The organism is Corallococcus sp. Z5C101001 (assembly GCF_007352635.1).
In the GTDB taxonomy this organism is placed as follows: Bacteria; Myxococcota; Myxococcia; order Myxococcales; family Myxococcaceae; genus Corallococcus; species Corallococcus silvisoli.
This window is the reverse complement of record NZ_VKLU01000001.1, coordinates 66,028-79,813: the sequence shown is the minus strand read 5'-3', so window position 1 is coordinate 79,813 and position 13,786 is coordinate 66,028. Positions and strand designations below refer to the sequence as shown.

Sequence of the window (13,786 nt, the reverse complement as noted above, 5' to 3'; positions counted from 1 at the left end):
CTGAGCCCATCCATGGACGGAATCGTCGAATTCTTCAGAACGGCACCCATCCCCCCCGATGTGTTCGCACCATCGCTGGGGTTGATCATCCTGCTGCCGCTTTTGGGCGCGTTCGTGTGCGGCGTGTTCGGCAAGTGGCTGGGCCGGGCCAACGTGCACCTGGTGGCGTGCTCCGCCATCGCGGGCGCCTTCGTGCTGAGCGTGCTGGCCTTCTGGGCCACCAGCGACGCGGCCGGCGGGCGCGTGGTGAGCATGGCCAACCCGTTCGGCCTCGAGCGGGACGTCATCCGCTACGCCATCGCGCACGACTATGGGACGTGGTTCGCCGCGGGTGACTTCCGGGTGAACTTCGGCCTGCTGGTGGACCACCTGTCGGGCATCCTGCTGCTCATCATCACGGGCGTGGGCTTCCTCATCCACCTGTACTCCACGAGCTACATGGAGCACGACGACGGGTACTGGCGCTTCTTCGCGTACCTGAACCTCTTCGTCGCCGCGATGCTCACGCTGGTGATGGCCGACAACCTGGTCCTGCTCTTCGTGGGCTGGGAGGGCGTGGGCATGGCCAGCTACCTGCTCATCGGCTTCTGGTACACGGACAGCGCGAAGGCGTGGGCGGGCCGCAAGGCGTTCGTCACCAACCGCATCGGTGACTTCGCGTTCCTCATCGCCACGTTCCTGCTCATCCTCACGGTGGGCGCCTTCAACCGCCAGGCGGACGCGCGCGACTTCAACGCCGCCAGCAGCTCGCGGGCCCGCTACGCGCAGGGCATCGAGCAGAAGGGGCCCGTCACCTTCAAGGGCCTGGAGAAGATGGCCCTGGCCCTGCCGGAGGGCACGGGCGGCGCGGTGTCGCTGGCCACGCCCATCGAGGCCGGGCCGCTGTCCGGCTACACCTTCGGCGGCGTGATGACCGCCATCATGCTGCTCTTCCTGCTGGGCGCCGCGGGCAAGAGCGCGCAGCTGCCGCTGTACGTCTGGCTGCCGGACGCGATGGCCGGCCCGACGCCGGTGTCCGCGCTCATCCACGCCGCCACGATGGTGACGGCGGGCGTGTACCTGTTCTGCCGCATGAGCTCGCTGCTGGTGCTCTCCCCCACGGCCATGGCGACCATCGCCATCGTGGGCGCGCTCACGTCGCTGTTGGCGGCGCTCATCGCGTTCGCGCAGGACGACATCAAGAAGGTGCTCGCCTACTCCACGGTGTCGCAGCTGGGCATCATGTTCATGGGCGTGGGCATGGGCGTCTTCTGGGCCGCCGAGATGCACCTGATGACGCACGCGTTCTTCAAGGCCTGCCTCTTCCTGGGCGCCGGCAGCGTGATGCACGGCAACGCGGACGAGACGGACATCAAGAAGCTGGGCGGCCTGTGGAAGGAGATGCCCTGGACGCACGGCACGTTCCTCGTCGCCACGCTGGCCATCACCGGCATCTTCCCCATCATGTCGGGCTTCTTCTCCAAGGACGCCATCTTCCACGGCGTGCACCACAACCACCTGCACGGGCTGGAGTGGGTCTCCACCTTCGTCTACGTGATGGGCCTGCTCATCACCGCGTCCACGGCGTTCTACATGTCGCGCGTGTACCTGCTGACCTTCACGGGCCCGCGCTCCAAGGAGGCCAAGGTGCCGCACGCGCATGAGAGCGCGTGGCACATGACGCTGCCGCTGGTCGTCCTGGCGTTCCTCAGCTTCGTGACGTTCGCCTACGCGCTGCCCCTGATGCCCCGCACGGGCGGCGGGATGCAGCCGGTGTTCGAGAACTTCCTCAGCCCCGTGCTCCGCCCCGCGGAGGCGGTGGCGCGCGCGGCGGAGACGGTGAAGCTGGACACCAGCACGCCGGCCATCACGGACTACCTCTTCGCGTGGCTGGTGGCGCTGTCCGGCGGCGCGGCGGCGGCGTTCGCCTACCTGAAGTACTTCCCCTCGCGCGCGGGACAGCCCGTGCCGGCGTTCGCCCGCGCGGTGCGCCGCACCGCCCAGAACAAGTTCTACGTGGATGAGCTCTACGAGTTCATCCTCATCCGGCCGGTGAAGTTCGTGGCCTTCATCCTCTTCCGCGTGGTGGACGCGCTGGTCATCGACACGGTGCTGGTGCGCGGCACCGCCTACGTCACGGAGAAGGTGGGCCTGGGGCTGCGCCGCCTCCAGACGGGCGACGCGCAGGCCTACGCCGCCATCATGGCGCTCGCCATCCTGGGCGGCGCGGTCTACGCCCTCCTGCAGGTGCTTTCATGAGCTTCTTCGACACCCACCTGTTGAACGTCGTCATCTACCTGCCGCTCGTCTTCGCGGCGCTGGTGCTGATGCTGCCTGCCTCCGAACACGGGCAGGTGCGCGCCATCACCTTCGTGGGCATGCTGCTGGACCTGGCGTTCGGCGTCTGGGCGTACTTCCGCTTCGAGCCCTCCGGCGCGGAGTTCCAGATGGAGTACCGCGTCCCCTGGTTCCAGCAGTTCGGGATGAGCTACCACCTGGGCGTGGACGGGCTGGCGGTGAGCCTGCTGCTGCTCACGGTGTTCCTGGGCCCGCTGGTGGTGCTCGCCTCCACCACGTACATCCAGCACCGCATCAAGGAGTTCCACCTGGCGCTGCTGGTGCTCCAGACGACGATGCTGGGCGCGCTGGCGTCGATGGACGTCCTGCTCTTCTACATCTTCTTCGAGGCCATGCTCATCCCCATGTACCTGATGGTGGGTGTGTGGGGCGCCGAGGACCGGCGCATGGCGGCGGTGAAGTTCTTCCTCTACACGCTCGTGGGCTCCCTGCTGATGCTGGTGGCCATCGTGGCCGTGTACTTCATCAGCGGCGGGCCGGGCACGCGCTCGTTCGACTACGGGCAGCTCTACAACAACCTGCTCGCCGCCAATCAGCAGCTGGCCGCGTGCAGCAGCGGGCCGGAGGGCGCGTGCGCGTCGCTCACGGGCCTGGCCGCCACGCTGTACACCTACGGGCCGTGGATGTTCGCCGCGTTCGCGCTGGCGTTCGCCATCAAGGTCCCCATGTGGCCGGTGCACACCTGGTTGCCGGACGCGCACGTGCAGGCGCCGGTGGCGGGCTCCATGATCCTGGCCGGCGTGATGCTGAAGATGGGCACCTACGGCTTCTGGCGCTTCGCCATCCCGCTGTTCCCGGTGGCGGCGCACGCGGCGCGGCCGGTGCTGGCGGTGCTGTCCGTCATCGGCATCGTGTACGGGGCGCTGATGTGCCTGGCGCAGCGGGACATCAAGAAGCTCATCGCGTACTCGTCCGTCAGCCACCTGGGCTACTGCATGCTGGGCCTGCTGGCGGTCACGGGTGAGGGCGCGACGGGCAGCGCGTACCAGATGCTCAACCACGGCGTGTCCACGGGCGCGCTGTTCCTCCTGTTCGGCTTCCTCTACGAGCGCCGCCACACGCGCCTGATGTCGGACTACGGCGGCATCGCCAAGGTGATGCCGGTGTTCACCGCGGCGTTCGTCATCATCACGTTCTCGTCGGTGGCGGTGCCGGGCACCAACGGCTTCATCGGCGAGTTCCTGGTGCTGATGGGCACCTTCAAGAGCACCCTGCCCCTGCCCTTCGGCGTGTTCGCCACGCTGGGCGTCATCCTGGGCGCGGCGTACATGCTGTGGATGGTGCAGAAGGTGTTCTTCGGCGGCATCACGCACCGGGAGAACCAGCACCTGCGCGACATGAACCTGCGCGAGATGCTCACCACGGCCCCCTTCATCGTGCTGGTGGCGGTGATGGGCCTGATGCCGCAGCCCTTCCTGGACCGCATCGCTCCGTCCACGGACCGCTACGTGGCGCGCGCCAGCGTGGGCGCTCCGAGCGCCCCTCAGGCGAAGGACGACCAGCTGCGCGTGGAGGTGATGTCGCTGCCCTCCACCGCCGCCGCGGCCCGCCCCTCCGTTCCCGCCGCGCCGCTCGCCGTGCGCGAGTAGGCCCCGAAAGACTCCATGAACCTGCCAAATCTCACCCTGGCGGATTTCCTCCCCCTGCTGCCCGCCATCATCATGGTGGTGGCGGCCTCCGTCCTGCTGCTGTCGGAGGTGTTCCTCTCCGCGACGGCGTCCCGCGGCTACCAGGCGGTGCTCACCGTCGTGGCGGCGGCGGCCAGCGGCGCCGTGGCCGTGGGCCTGATGTTCGAGCCGCCGCACGAGGTGTTCCTCGGCTTCGGCGTGCTGGACCCCTTCTCCAGCTTCCTCACCCTGGTGGTGAGCGTGGGCCTGGCGCTGGCGGCGCTGAGCGCGGTGGGCTTCCTGCGCAAGCGCGGCGCGGAGCGCGGTGAGTTCTACGCGCTGATGCTCTTCGCTTCGGCGGGCATGAGCCTGCTGGCGATGTCGTCGGAGTTCATCACCATCTTCGTCAACATCGAGGTGCTCTCCATCGCGACGTACGCGCTGACGGCGTACCTGCGCCGCGGCACCCGTCCCAGCGAGGCGGGCTTCAAGTACTTCATCCTGGGCGCCTTCTCCTCCGCCATCCTGCTGTACGGCACGGCGCTGCTGTACGGCGCCACCGGCACGACGAAGCTGAACGACATGGTGGGCCCGCTGCAGCAGGCGCTGGCCACGTCGCCGGCGCTCGTCTACGTGGGCGCGGTGCTCATCGCCGCGGGCTTCGCGTTCAAGGTGGCGGCCGTGCCGTTCCACATGTGGACGCCGGACGTGTACGAGGGTGCCCCCACGCCGGTGACGGCGCTGATGAGCGCGGGCGTGAAGGCGGCGGCGTTCGCGTCGCTGGTGCGCGTGTTCCTCACGGTGGGCAAGGGCATGGACCCGAAGCTGCCGCTGATGCTGTTCGCCACGCTGGCGCTGCTCACGATGGTCGCCGGCAACCTGATGGCCATCCCGCAGCGCAACGTGAAGCGCATGCTGGCGTACTCGTCCATCGCGCACGCGGGCTACCTGCTGCTGGGCGTGGCGGCGCTGTTCGTCGCGGCGCCGGGCGAGCACTTCCGCCTGCTGTCCGCGTCCTCGCTGTCGGGTGGGACGCCGCTGGACGTGGCCCGCTCCGACGCGCTGCGCGGCATCCTCTACTACCTGCTGGCGTACACCTTCAGCGCGGCGGGCGCGTTCGCGATGGTGTCCGCGCTGGAGCGCCGCGAGGACGAGGAGAAGGGAACCGCCTGGGACCTGGAGCGCTTCGCGGGCCTCGCGCAGCGCCGTCCGGGCTGGGCGTTCGCGATGGCGGCCTTCATGCTGTCCCTGGGCGGCATCCCCCCCACCGTGGGCTTCATGAGCAAGCTGCTCATCTTCCAGGCGGCCATCGACGTGGGCCTCGTGGGCCTCACCGTGGTGGCGGTGCTCTCCAGCGCCGCGGGCGCGTATTACTACCTGCGCGTCGTCGTCTACATGTTCATGCACCCCATCCCCGAGGGCGCGCAGCCGCTGGAGCGCAACTGGGGCACCGAGGCCGCGCTGGTCATCTCCACCGTCGCCGTCGTCCTGCTGGGCATCCTCCCCGGCCACGTCACCGACTGGCTCGCCCAGGCCGGCACGCTGTTCGGCCAGTAGCCTCCCGCCGGCAGCTCGCGGCACCCGACGCCCGCCTCGGCCCCCCCCGGCCCTGGCGGGCGTTGTCGTTGCGGGCCTGGCCCGTGGCGTCATGGACCCACGTCCATTGCAGAAATGAAATGGAGGGCTGGAGTACCCGCCCCCGCGCCGCATTTCAGAAGTGAAATGGCTCCCCCGCGTGGCTCACGGCGTCATGAGCCCGTTCCCGGACGCCCGAGGCGTCACGCGCGGCGGAAGCGAGGCAGGAGGGAGGGGGAAAAGAAGGCGGCCCGGCACCCGTGAGGGTGTCGGGCCGCGGGTCTTCTCAAGGTGACACACCGGAAGTGCTGAAAGGGTGGGGGGGAACCACTTTCAACCTCGCTTCGATGCGTCCCGCCGTAACCTTTAGCAGGTGCCATGCCAGTGCCCGCGCGGATCAAAACTCCAGACTTCTCAGGCACTTGGACGACCGGACGACACTCCCACCCCCACCCTCCCCCATTGCAAGGCTGCAATCGCGTTTCAGGGATGAAAACGCTGAACGAAATCAGGGACTTGTTTTTTTCATCCCTGAACGTGGCGGATTTCGGATCTGCACTCACCCTGGAAGGTGGTGCGAGGCGCCGCCGGGGCCCTACTCACGGACACCGGCGGGCGGCCGGAGGTTGAGCCGCTTCATCTTCCGCCACAGCGTCGTGGAGGAGACGCCCAGCTCGTCGGCCACGCGGGCCAGGTCCACGCCGTGGCGCTCCAGGGCCTGGACGATGGCGCGGCGCTCGGCCTCCTCCACCACCTCCGCCAGCGTGGGGCCGGTCGCCTCCGCGGAGGGCGACCGCGCGTCGGTGGGCGGCAGGCCGGGGGACGCCGGGAGCACGCGACCCTGGGGGCGCAGCGGGAAGTCCTCTGGCAGCAGCTCGTCCGCTTCCGCGAGCGCGGCGGCCTGCTCCACCAGGTTCTCCAGCTCGCGCACGTTGCCGGGGAAGCTGTACGTCATCAGGTGGTCGACGGCGGAGGCGGACAGGCGCCGGGGCCGGGGGCTGCGGGCGTTGGCGCGCTCCAGGAAGTGCTCGGCCAGGGCGGGCACGTCCTCCAGGCGCTCGCGCAGCGGGGGCACGCGCAGCATCACCACGTTGAGGCGGTAGTAGAGGTCCTGGCGGAAGCGCTTCTCCTTCACCTCCAGCTCGATGTCGCGGTTGGTGGCCGCGGCGATGCGCACGTCCACGCGCAGCGCGGTGGACTCGCCCACGCGGCGCACCTCGCCGTCCTGCAACGTGCGCAGCAGCTTGGACTGGAAGGTGGGGCTCGTCTCCGTCACCTCGTCGATGAAGAGCGTGCCGCCGTCCGCCTCCTCGAAGAGGCCCCGGCGCGTCTTCACCGCGCCGGTGAAGGCGCCCTTGGCGTGGCCGAAGAGCTCGCTCTCCAGGAGCGTCTCGCTGATGGCCGCGCAGTTGACGGGCACGAAGGGCTGGTTGCTGCGGCGGCTGTGCGCGTGGAGCGCCCGGGCCACCAGCTCCTTGCCCGTGCCGCTCTCGCCCTGGATGAGGACGGTGGCGTCGCTCTGCGCGACGCGCAGCAGGCGCGTGGTGAGGTCCCGCATCGCCTGGCTGCGGCCCACCAGCGCGGACAGGCCGTGGCGCTGGTTGAACTCCGTGGCGAAGTTGTCCACCGCCGCCTGGAGCTTCGCCCGGTCCAGGGCGCGCTCCACGCGGTAGCGCAGCTCCCCTTCCTTGAAGGGCTTGGTGACGTAGTCGTACGCCCCCAGGCGCATGGCCTCCACCGCGCTGTCGATGGAGCCGAAGGCCGTCATCATGATGACCTGGAGGCGCGGGGCCACCTCCAGCGCCCGCTTCAGCAGCGTGAGCCCGTCCATGGGCTCCATCTTCAGGTCGGTGAGGAGCAGGTCCACGCGCCCCTGGGCGAGCACGCCCAGGGCCTCCTCGCCGGTGGCGGACTCGGAGACGGTGTAGCCCTCCGCGCGCAGGAGCAGCGCGGTCGTGGCGCGCATGTTGCGCTGGTCGTCCACCACGAGGATGCGTCCTCGGGGAATCGGGGTGGTCGCGTCGGTCATGGGAAGGACAGGGGCTGCATGAGCGGCAGCCAGAAAGTGAAGGTCGTACCGCGCCCCGGGACGCTGCTCTCCACGGCGATCTCGCCGCGGTGCTCCTCCAGGATGCGCTTCACCACCGCGAGCCCCAGGCCCGTGCCCTGGGCCTTGGTGGTGAAGAAGGGTTCGAAGACGCGGTGGAGCAGCTCGGCCGGGATGCCCGGGCCTTGATCCACCACGTCGATGCGCAGCTGCTCGCGGCCGCCGTGCGCCTCTCGGCGCGCACGCACCTGGACCTGGCCTCCCTGGGGCATGGCCTGGATGGCGTTGACGGCCACGTCGAACAAGGCCTGGCGGATGAGCCGCCGGTCCATGGGAACCGGAGGCATGTCGGGCTCCACGTCCAGGTGGATGGACACCGGCCGCTCCGTGGTCCCCTGGGCCTTCGCGGCCTCCAGCGCGTCCTGGAGCACGCGCTGCAGGTCCTCCGGCTGGAGCACCGGGTTGCGCGGGCGGGTGAAGTCCAGCAGGTCGCCCACCATCCGGTTGAGCCGGTCGCTCTCCTCCCCCAGGATGTCCAGCAGCATGGCGGCGTCCCCCTCAGGCTTCATGATGCGCCGGAGCGAGGCCACCGCGTTGAAGATGACGCCCAGGGGGTTGCGCACCTCGTGCGCGACGATGGCGGACAGCTCGCCCAGCGCGGTGAACCGCTCGCGCTTCACCATCTCCGCGCGGGTGGCCGCCAGCTCCGCGTAGCTCGCCCACAGGGACTCGTAGAGGCGCGCGTTGGCGATGGACAGCGCGAGCTGGCCACACGTCGCCTCCGCCAGGTCGATGAGCTCCGGGCCGAAGGGGCGCGGCCCCCGCACGTCGTCCACCATCACCACGCCGATGAGCTCCTCGCGCGAGGTGAGCGGCAGCCCCAGCAGGGCCTTCTCCCCCAGGCGCTCGACGAGCGCGGCGCTGGCGGCCTCTCCCCCGGACGTCAGGTCCTCGATGGCGATGGGCCTGCGCTCGCGGGCCACGCGCGCGGCCAGGTCCTGGCTGTCGAGCGGCACCACCACCGTGCGGAACAGGTCCCGGTGGGCCGCCGACGCCGCCGCGCCGCGGAGCAGCTTGGCCTGCTCGTCGTAGAGCAGGATGAAGCAGTTGGACACGTCCAGCAGGTTCACCAGGAAGTCGGACGCGACGTCCAGGATGCTCGCCGTCTCCAGCACGCCGGCCGTGGTGCGCGCCAGGTCCAAGAGCAGGCGCGACTCGGTGAGCTGGCGCGCGGCCTCCGCGCGCAGGCGGCGCTGCTCCAGCAGCGTCACCAGCAGCTCCGCGAGCGCGGCCAGCAGCCGCGCGTCGCGCTCGTCGAAGGGGCGCTCCTTCGGACGCAGCGCCTGCACCACCCCCACGGCCTCCCCGCCCCGGGTGAGCCGCGCCGCCGTGCCACCGCCGAAGCGGCCCGCGGACAGCATCTCCAGCGCGCGCCCCTGGGCCTCCGAGGACAGCACGCCCCCGTCCTCCTGGAGCGAGGCGGACAGCAGCACGCCCGTGATGCGGCCCGCGTCCACGCCCATGGGGCTCCCCTCCTCCAGCCCCACGTGGGCGAGGAGCCGGGGGCCCTGGCCGGCCTCGGGGACGACGTGCAGCGCCACCGCGCGGGCCTGGAGCAGCTCCGCCACCCGCGCGAGGAACGTCTCCGGCGGCGGGGGCACGGGCTGCGCCACGAAGCGCGCCATCTCCGCCACCGCCTCCACCTCCCAGCGGCTGCGCACGCCGTCCGCCTGGAGGTTCGCGTCCGCGAGCGCCGCGCCCACCACCTTCGCGAACAGCGTCAGCACCGAGCCGTGCCGGGGCGCCACCCACGGGCCCGTCACCCACAGCACCTCCGACCGCGGCCCGCCCACCGGCAGGTACGCGTGCGTGGGCTGCGCCTGGTCCGCGCCGCCGAACACCGGCCGGCCATCCGACAGCGCCTCCAGCGCCAGGTGCGCGTCCGCGGGCGGGGGCACGCCGTCGCGCACCACCAGCCGCGTGCCCTCCCAGCGCAGGAGCCGCGCCCGGAAGCCCGCGGCCTCCAGGCCCGCCAGCGCCACGCGCCGCACCGCCTCCTCCGAGCGCGCGGACACCAGCCCCGCGGAGGTGTCCACCAGCCGCTCCGCCACCGCCAGCTCCAGGGGGCGGTCCGGCTGGACGATGCAGTTGAGGAGCAGGCCGTGGCCGCCGCCCTCCAGCAGCAGCCGCGAGCCCTGCACGCAGACCTCGTTCAGCTGGCCCTGGAGGCTGCTCACCCGGTAGAGCTGCATGCGCCCATCCAGCGGCGAGCCCGCGGCCAGCCGCTGGTAGCGGTCCGCCAGCCGGCTGCGCTCCTCGGGCTGCACGAAGTCCAGGAAGGAGTGGCCCTCCACCTGCTCCAGGGGCAGGCCCAGGAGCCGCGCGTACGCGTCGTTCGCCACCCAGACGCGCCCCTCCCCCTCCAGCACCAACATGGGATTGGAGAAGGGCTCCACCAGGGCGCGCAACGCCCCCACGCTGTAGGCCTTGGGACTCATCCGCGACGCAGGACCCGCTTGTCACCCACCCGCAGCGTCACCTTCTCCCGGTCGAAGTACTCCGACAGGGGGATGGTGAACTTGCGGCTCTGCCCCACCAGTTCCTTGAAGTCCTGCGTGGTGATCTCCTTCTGTTCCTTCAGGTACGTCACCAGCCGCGCGCGCAGCTCGTCGAGCGCGCCCGCGTCGAAGCACAGCTCCTCGCTCACGCGCACGCCCGTGCCCGTGGCCACCAGCACCTTCAAGAGCTCCTGGAGCTTCGCGGGGGGAAGGCACAGCTTCAGCGCCAGCTCCGTGACGGTGGGCGGCGCCAGCCCCGCCGCGGACAGCTCCGCGGACAGGCGCGTGCGCGCGGCCTCGTCCCCCAGGGTCAGCGTGCGGCCCCGGCCTTGGAGGCGCACCACGTCCTTCTCCGCCTCCACCTGCCCCGCGTCCACCAGCGCCTGCACCACGCGCTGGAACAGCCGCGCGTCCAGCCCGGAGGAGAGCCGCTGGCGGAGCTCCTCGCGCGGCAGGCCCTCGCGCATCGGCTCGCGCTCGTGGAACGCGGCGAGCAACGCGAGCGCGCGCTGGCGCAGCCCGTCGAACACGTCGTGCGCCACGTAGAGCCGCTTGTCGCGGTCCACCAGCAGCACCTGCCCCTTCGCGCCCAGCAGCTCCAGCGTGCGCGCGAGCACCTTCGGCCCCAGCCCCGAGCGGCCGAACAGCTCCGTCTGCGTGAGCCCCGCGTAGCCCGCCTGCCGCAGCAGCCAGGCCACCTGTCCGGCCGCGTCCGCCTCCAGCAGCGGCCGCACCACCGCGGACGCGCCCCGGCGACGGCGCGGCGGGGTGATGGAGAGCACGCGCCCCCCGGCCACCGTGGCGCCCCGCCCCGGCAGCGCGCGCGAGCCGCGCAGGATGAAGCGCTGACCCACGAGCGCCCCCACCGGGGACTCCAGCCGCAGCTGCGCGAGCCCCGTCTCCCCGGGCGAAAGCGAGTCCAGGTCCAGCAGCGCCACCGTGGCCTCCACCTGCGCGGTCCCCAGGTGCAGCAGCAGCTTGCGGCGCTTCGCGAGCGGCGCTTCGGCCGCGGGCAGCAGCGTCAGCTCCACGTCCAGCATGGACGTCTCCGGCAGCTCACCCGCGCGCGTGAGCACCATGCCCCGGTGGAGGTCCTCCGTCTGCGCGTCCGCCACGTTCACCGCCGCGCGCTGCCCCGCCTCCACGCGAGGCACCGGCTGCCCGTGCACCTGCACGCCCCGCACGCGGAACGGCCCCGGACGGGCCCCGGGCGCCCCCGGAAGGAACGCCACCGCTTCATCCACCGCCAGCGCGCCGGACAGCAGCGTGCCCGTCACCACCGTGCCGAAGCCCTTGATGGTGAAGGCCCGGTCCACCGGGAGGAACACCGGCCCTTCGGAGGGCCGCCGCGGCAGCGTGGCGCCCGCGCGGCCGAGCGCCGCCTTCAGGTCCGTCAGGCCCGCGCCCGTCTTCGCGGACACCGGCACCACGGGAGCGGACTCCAGGAAGGTGCCGGTGGTGAGCGAGGCGAGGTCCGCCTCCACCAGCGCGCGCCAGTCGTCGCCCAGGGCGTCCAGCAGGTCCGCCTTGGTGAGCGCGACGACGCCGGCCTTCACGCCGAGCAGCCGGCAGATGTCCAGGTGCTCGCGGGTCTGGGGCATGACGCCCTCGTCCGCGGCCACCACCAGCACCGCCAGGTCCACGCCGCCCGCGCCCGCGGCCATGGCCTTCACGAAGCGCTCGTGGCCGGGCACGTCCACCACGCCCGCCTCCTGGCCGCCAGCCAGGGACAGGTGGGCGAAGCCCAGCTCCAGCGTGATGCCCCGCCGCTTCTCCTCCGGGAGCCGGTCGGTGTCGATGCCCGTCAGCGCCTTCACCAGGGACGTCTTGCCGTGGTCGATGTGCCCCGCCGTCCCGATGATCATCGCCGCGTCAGCGCCCGGGTCCCGGGCTCAAGCCCCGGCCTTGTCCGGGTCGTCGTCGAAGTGGGCCTCGCCCATCACCGGCTCGTAGTCCCAGGGGAAGACGAAGAGCGAGTCGGTGGACAGCCCCACGTGGTCCGGCGTGAAGCCCTCCGGCCGCGCCACCAGGCACGCCGTGCGGATCTCCTTCGCGCCCACCTTGCGCGCCAGCGTCGTCGCCAGCTCCAGCGTGTCCCCGCTGGAGGCGATGTCGTCCACGATGAGCACGCGGCGGCCCTTGAGCTCCGAGGGCATCTCCCCGCCCACCTGGGGCTGCCCGCGCTCCTTGGTGCGCTCGGCCTTGTCGCGGCTGCGGCGGCTGATGCGCACGGGGAAGAACTCGCAGCCGAGCGCGCCCGCGAGCGCCCCGCCCACGAACACGCCGCCGTGGGCCACGCCCACCACCGCCTGCGGCTCCCACGCCTGACGGATGGCGCGCGCCAGCTTCTGCACCGAGCGGTCGAACTCCGCCCACGACAGCTCCACCACGCCGGTGGACTTCTGCCGGGACTGGTCGCGCCCGGTGGGCTGGCGCGGCGCTTCCACCTGCGGCGCCAGGACCAGGTCGGTGGGAATGGAGACCAGCTTCTCCGCGTCCTTCTTCTGGGACGCGGAGGGCACGGCGGACTTCGGGGAAGGCTTGCGCTGGTCCTGGGACTTCGGCGGCGCTGCCCGCTTGATGGCCACGACGAAAGCTCCGGGTGAGGTGAGGCGGCCCTGTCATATCCCGAGCATCGCGACCCCGCCACAACCGCCGCGCCTGCTTTCCTGAACGGTGTGAAGCGTTGAAACATCCTCCGGGACGGGGGGATGTCTGTCTTCACGACAGGGGGCTGCCCCCGGGTTCCACCGTCAGGCGCTTCCCTCCGTGAGCATCTGCTGGATCTCCGCGCCCGGGATGACATAGCGCGTCGTGCAGAACTGGCAGGTGGCCTCCGCCTGGCCTTCCTTCTCCAGCAGGTCCTGGAGCTCCTCGCGCCCCATGGCCAGCAGCGCGAGCTTCACGCGGTCGCGGCTGCACGAACAGGTGAAGCGCAGGGGGTAGCGCGACATGACCTCCAGGTCCGCCTCCGGCACCAGTGACCGCAGGAGCGTCAGCGCCCCGTCCCGGGCGTGGGCCCGCACCGCCGTCTCGAACTGCGCCCGCAGCCGGGTGCCCAGCGCGTGGAAGGCGTCCTTGTCCCCGTTGGGCAGGGGCTGCACGAGCAGCCCCACCACGGTCCCCAGCGCGTCCTCCTGGCCATCCACCACGCCGGGCAGCTGCGTCATCAGCAGGTGCGAGGGCACCTGATCGGACTGGTGGAAGTAGCGCTCCAGGTCCGCCACCAGGTCGAAGTGCTCCAGCTCCACGGAGGAGCGGTAGTACTCGCCGCCGCCCTGGTCGCGCAGCACGGACAGGAAGCCGTGGTTCCCCAGCACCGGCCGCCAGTGGTAGTGGCCCTCGGTGCCCACGTATTCCACCAGCGTGTTCTTCACGTAGCCGCGCACGACGCCGTTCGCGTCGCCGTCCACGAAGAGGCCGCGCAGGGGGCCGTCGCACTCCAATTGCAGGTTGATCCGGGAGTCCGTGCCCTTGCGGAGCGCGCCCATGAGGGCGGCGGCGGTGAGGCCCTGGGACAGGAGGGCGGCGGAGGCCGGCATGCTCTGGTGCGAGGCGCGGGCCTGGCGGGACAGGGCCCCGGTGGTGGCCAGGACCAGACGCAGGTCCGACGCCTTCAACAATCCACTGACAAGCTCATCGGGCATAGGGTGGGTTAGCGT

8 protein-coding genes are annotated in these 13,786 nt (G+C 71.3%); 3 read left to right on the top strand and 5 right to left on the bottom strand.

The features are described from left to right. Window positions 1-12 precede the first annotated feature (12 nt). The 3 genes from nuoL to FOF48_RS00300 are packed head-to-tail and all read left to right on the top strand — an operon-like array spanning window position 13 to window position 5,501. Complete coding sequence (gene nuoL, locus FOF48_RS00310) at window positions 13-2,238, top strand: NADH-quinone oxidoreductase subunit L (protein ID WP_143897589.1); 2,226 nt, start codon at window positions 13-15, stop codon at window positions 2,236-2,238. Beyond that, the gene (locus FOF48_RS00305; RefSeq protein WP_143897587.1) at window positions 2,235-3,926 is read left to right on the top strand and encodes a NuoM family protein; all 1,692 of its coding nucleotides are present in this window, start codon (window positions 2,235-2,237) and stop codon (window positions 3,924-3,926) included. Before nuoL ends, FOF48_RS00305 begins: the two co-directional genes overlap by 4 nt. 15 nt (window positions 3,927-3,941) lie before the next feature. Further along, window positions 3,942-5,501, top strand: coding sequence for an NADH-quinone oxidoreductase subunit N (locus FOF48_RS00300; RefSeq protein ID WP_143897585.1), 1,560 nt, complete (start codon window positions 3,942-3,944; stop codon window positions 5,499-5,501). A 613-nt stretch (window positions 5,502-6,114) separates the two neighbouring features. Here FOF48_RS00300 and FOF48_RS00295 read toward each other — a convergent pair. The 5 genes from FOF48_RS00295 to FOF48_RS00275 form a co-directional block, all read right to left on the bottom strand. Further along, complete coding sequence (locus tag FOF48_RS00295; protein WP_143897583.1) at window positions 6,115-7,548, bottom strand: sigma-54 dependent transcriptional regulator; 1,434 nt, start codon at window positions 7,546-7,548, stop codon at window positions 6,115-6,117. Further along, window positions 7,545-10,064: an ATP-binding protein gene (locus FOF48_RS00290; RefSeq protein ID WP_143897581.1), complete on the bottom strand. Its 2,520-nt coding sequence runs from the start codon at window positions 10,062-10,064 to the stop codon at window positions 7,545-7,547. The genes FOF48_RS00295 and FOF48_RS00290 overlap by 4 nt, the downstream gene beginning before the upstream one ends. Continuing rightward, window positions 10,061-11,989, bottom strand: a complete 1,929-nt coding sequence (selB, locus tag FOF48_RS00285) for a selenocysteine-specific translation elongation factor (RefSeq protein WP_143897579.1) — start codon at window positions 11,987-11,989, stop codon at window positions 10,061-10,063. The genes FOF48_RS00290 and selB overlap by 4 nt, the downstream gene beginning before the upstream one ends. Window positions 11,990-12,016: 27 nt before the next feature. Continuing rightward, on the bottom strand, window positions 12,017-12,712 hold the full coding sequence (locus tag FOF48_RS00280) for a phosphoribosyltransferase (RefSeq protein WP_186001709.1): 696 nt from the start codon (window positions 12,710-12,712) through the stop codon (window positions 12,017-12,019). 165 nt (window positions 12,713-12,877) lie between these two features. Further along, a complete protein-coding gene (locus tag FOF48_RS00275) occupies window positions 12,878-13,771 on the bottom strand; it encodes an Hsp33 family molecular chaperone HslO (RefSeq protein ID WP_143897577.1) in 894 nt (297 codons plus the stop codon). Between the last annotated feature and the right edge of the window lie 15 nt (window positions 13,772-13,786).

What these genes read in the sequence shown, in the direction of transcription:
- nuoL (WP_143897589.1), top strand. Translation starts at nt 13, where the DNA reads ATGGACGGAATCGTCGAATTCTTCAGAACGGCACCCATCCCCCCCGAT.
- FOF48_RS00305 (WP_143897587.1), top strand. Translation starts at nt 2,235, where the DNA reads ATGAGCTTCTTCGACACCCACCTGTTGAACGTCGTCATCTACCTGCCG.
- FOF48_RS00300 (WP_143897585.1), top strand. Translation starts at nt 3,942, where the DNA reads ATGAACCTGCCAAATCTCACCCTGGCGGATTTCCTCCCCCTGCTGCCC.
- FOF48_RS00295 (WP_143897583.1), bottom strand. Translation starts at nt 7,548, where the DNA reads ATGACCGACGCGACCACCCCGATTCCCCGAGGACGCATCCTCGTGGTG.
- FOF48_RS00290 (WP_143897581.1), bottom strand. Translation starts at nt 10,064, where the DNA reads ATGAGTCCCAAGGCCTACAGCGTGGGGGCGTTGCGCGCCCTGGTGGAG.
- selB (WP_143897579.1), bottom strand. Translation starts at nt 11,989, where the DNA reads ATGATCATCGGGACGGCGGGGCACATCGACCACGGCAAGACGTCCCTG.
- FOF48_RS00275 (WP_143897577.1), bottom strand. Translation starts at nt 13,771, where the DNA reads ATGCCCGATGAGCTTGTCAGTGGATTGTTGAAGGCGTCGGACCTGCGT.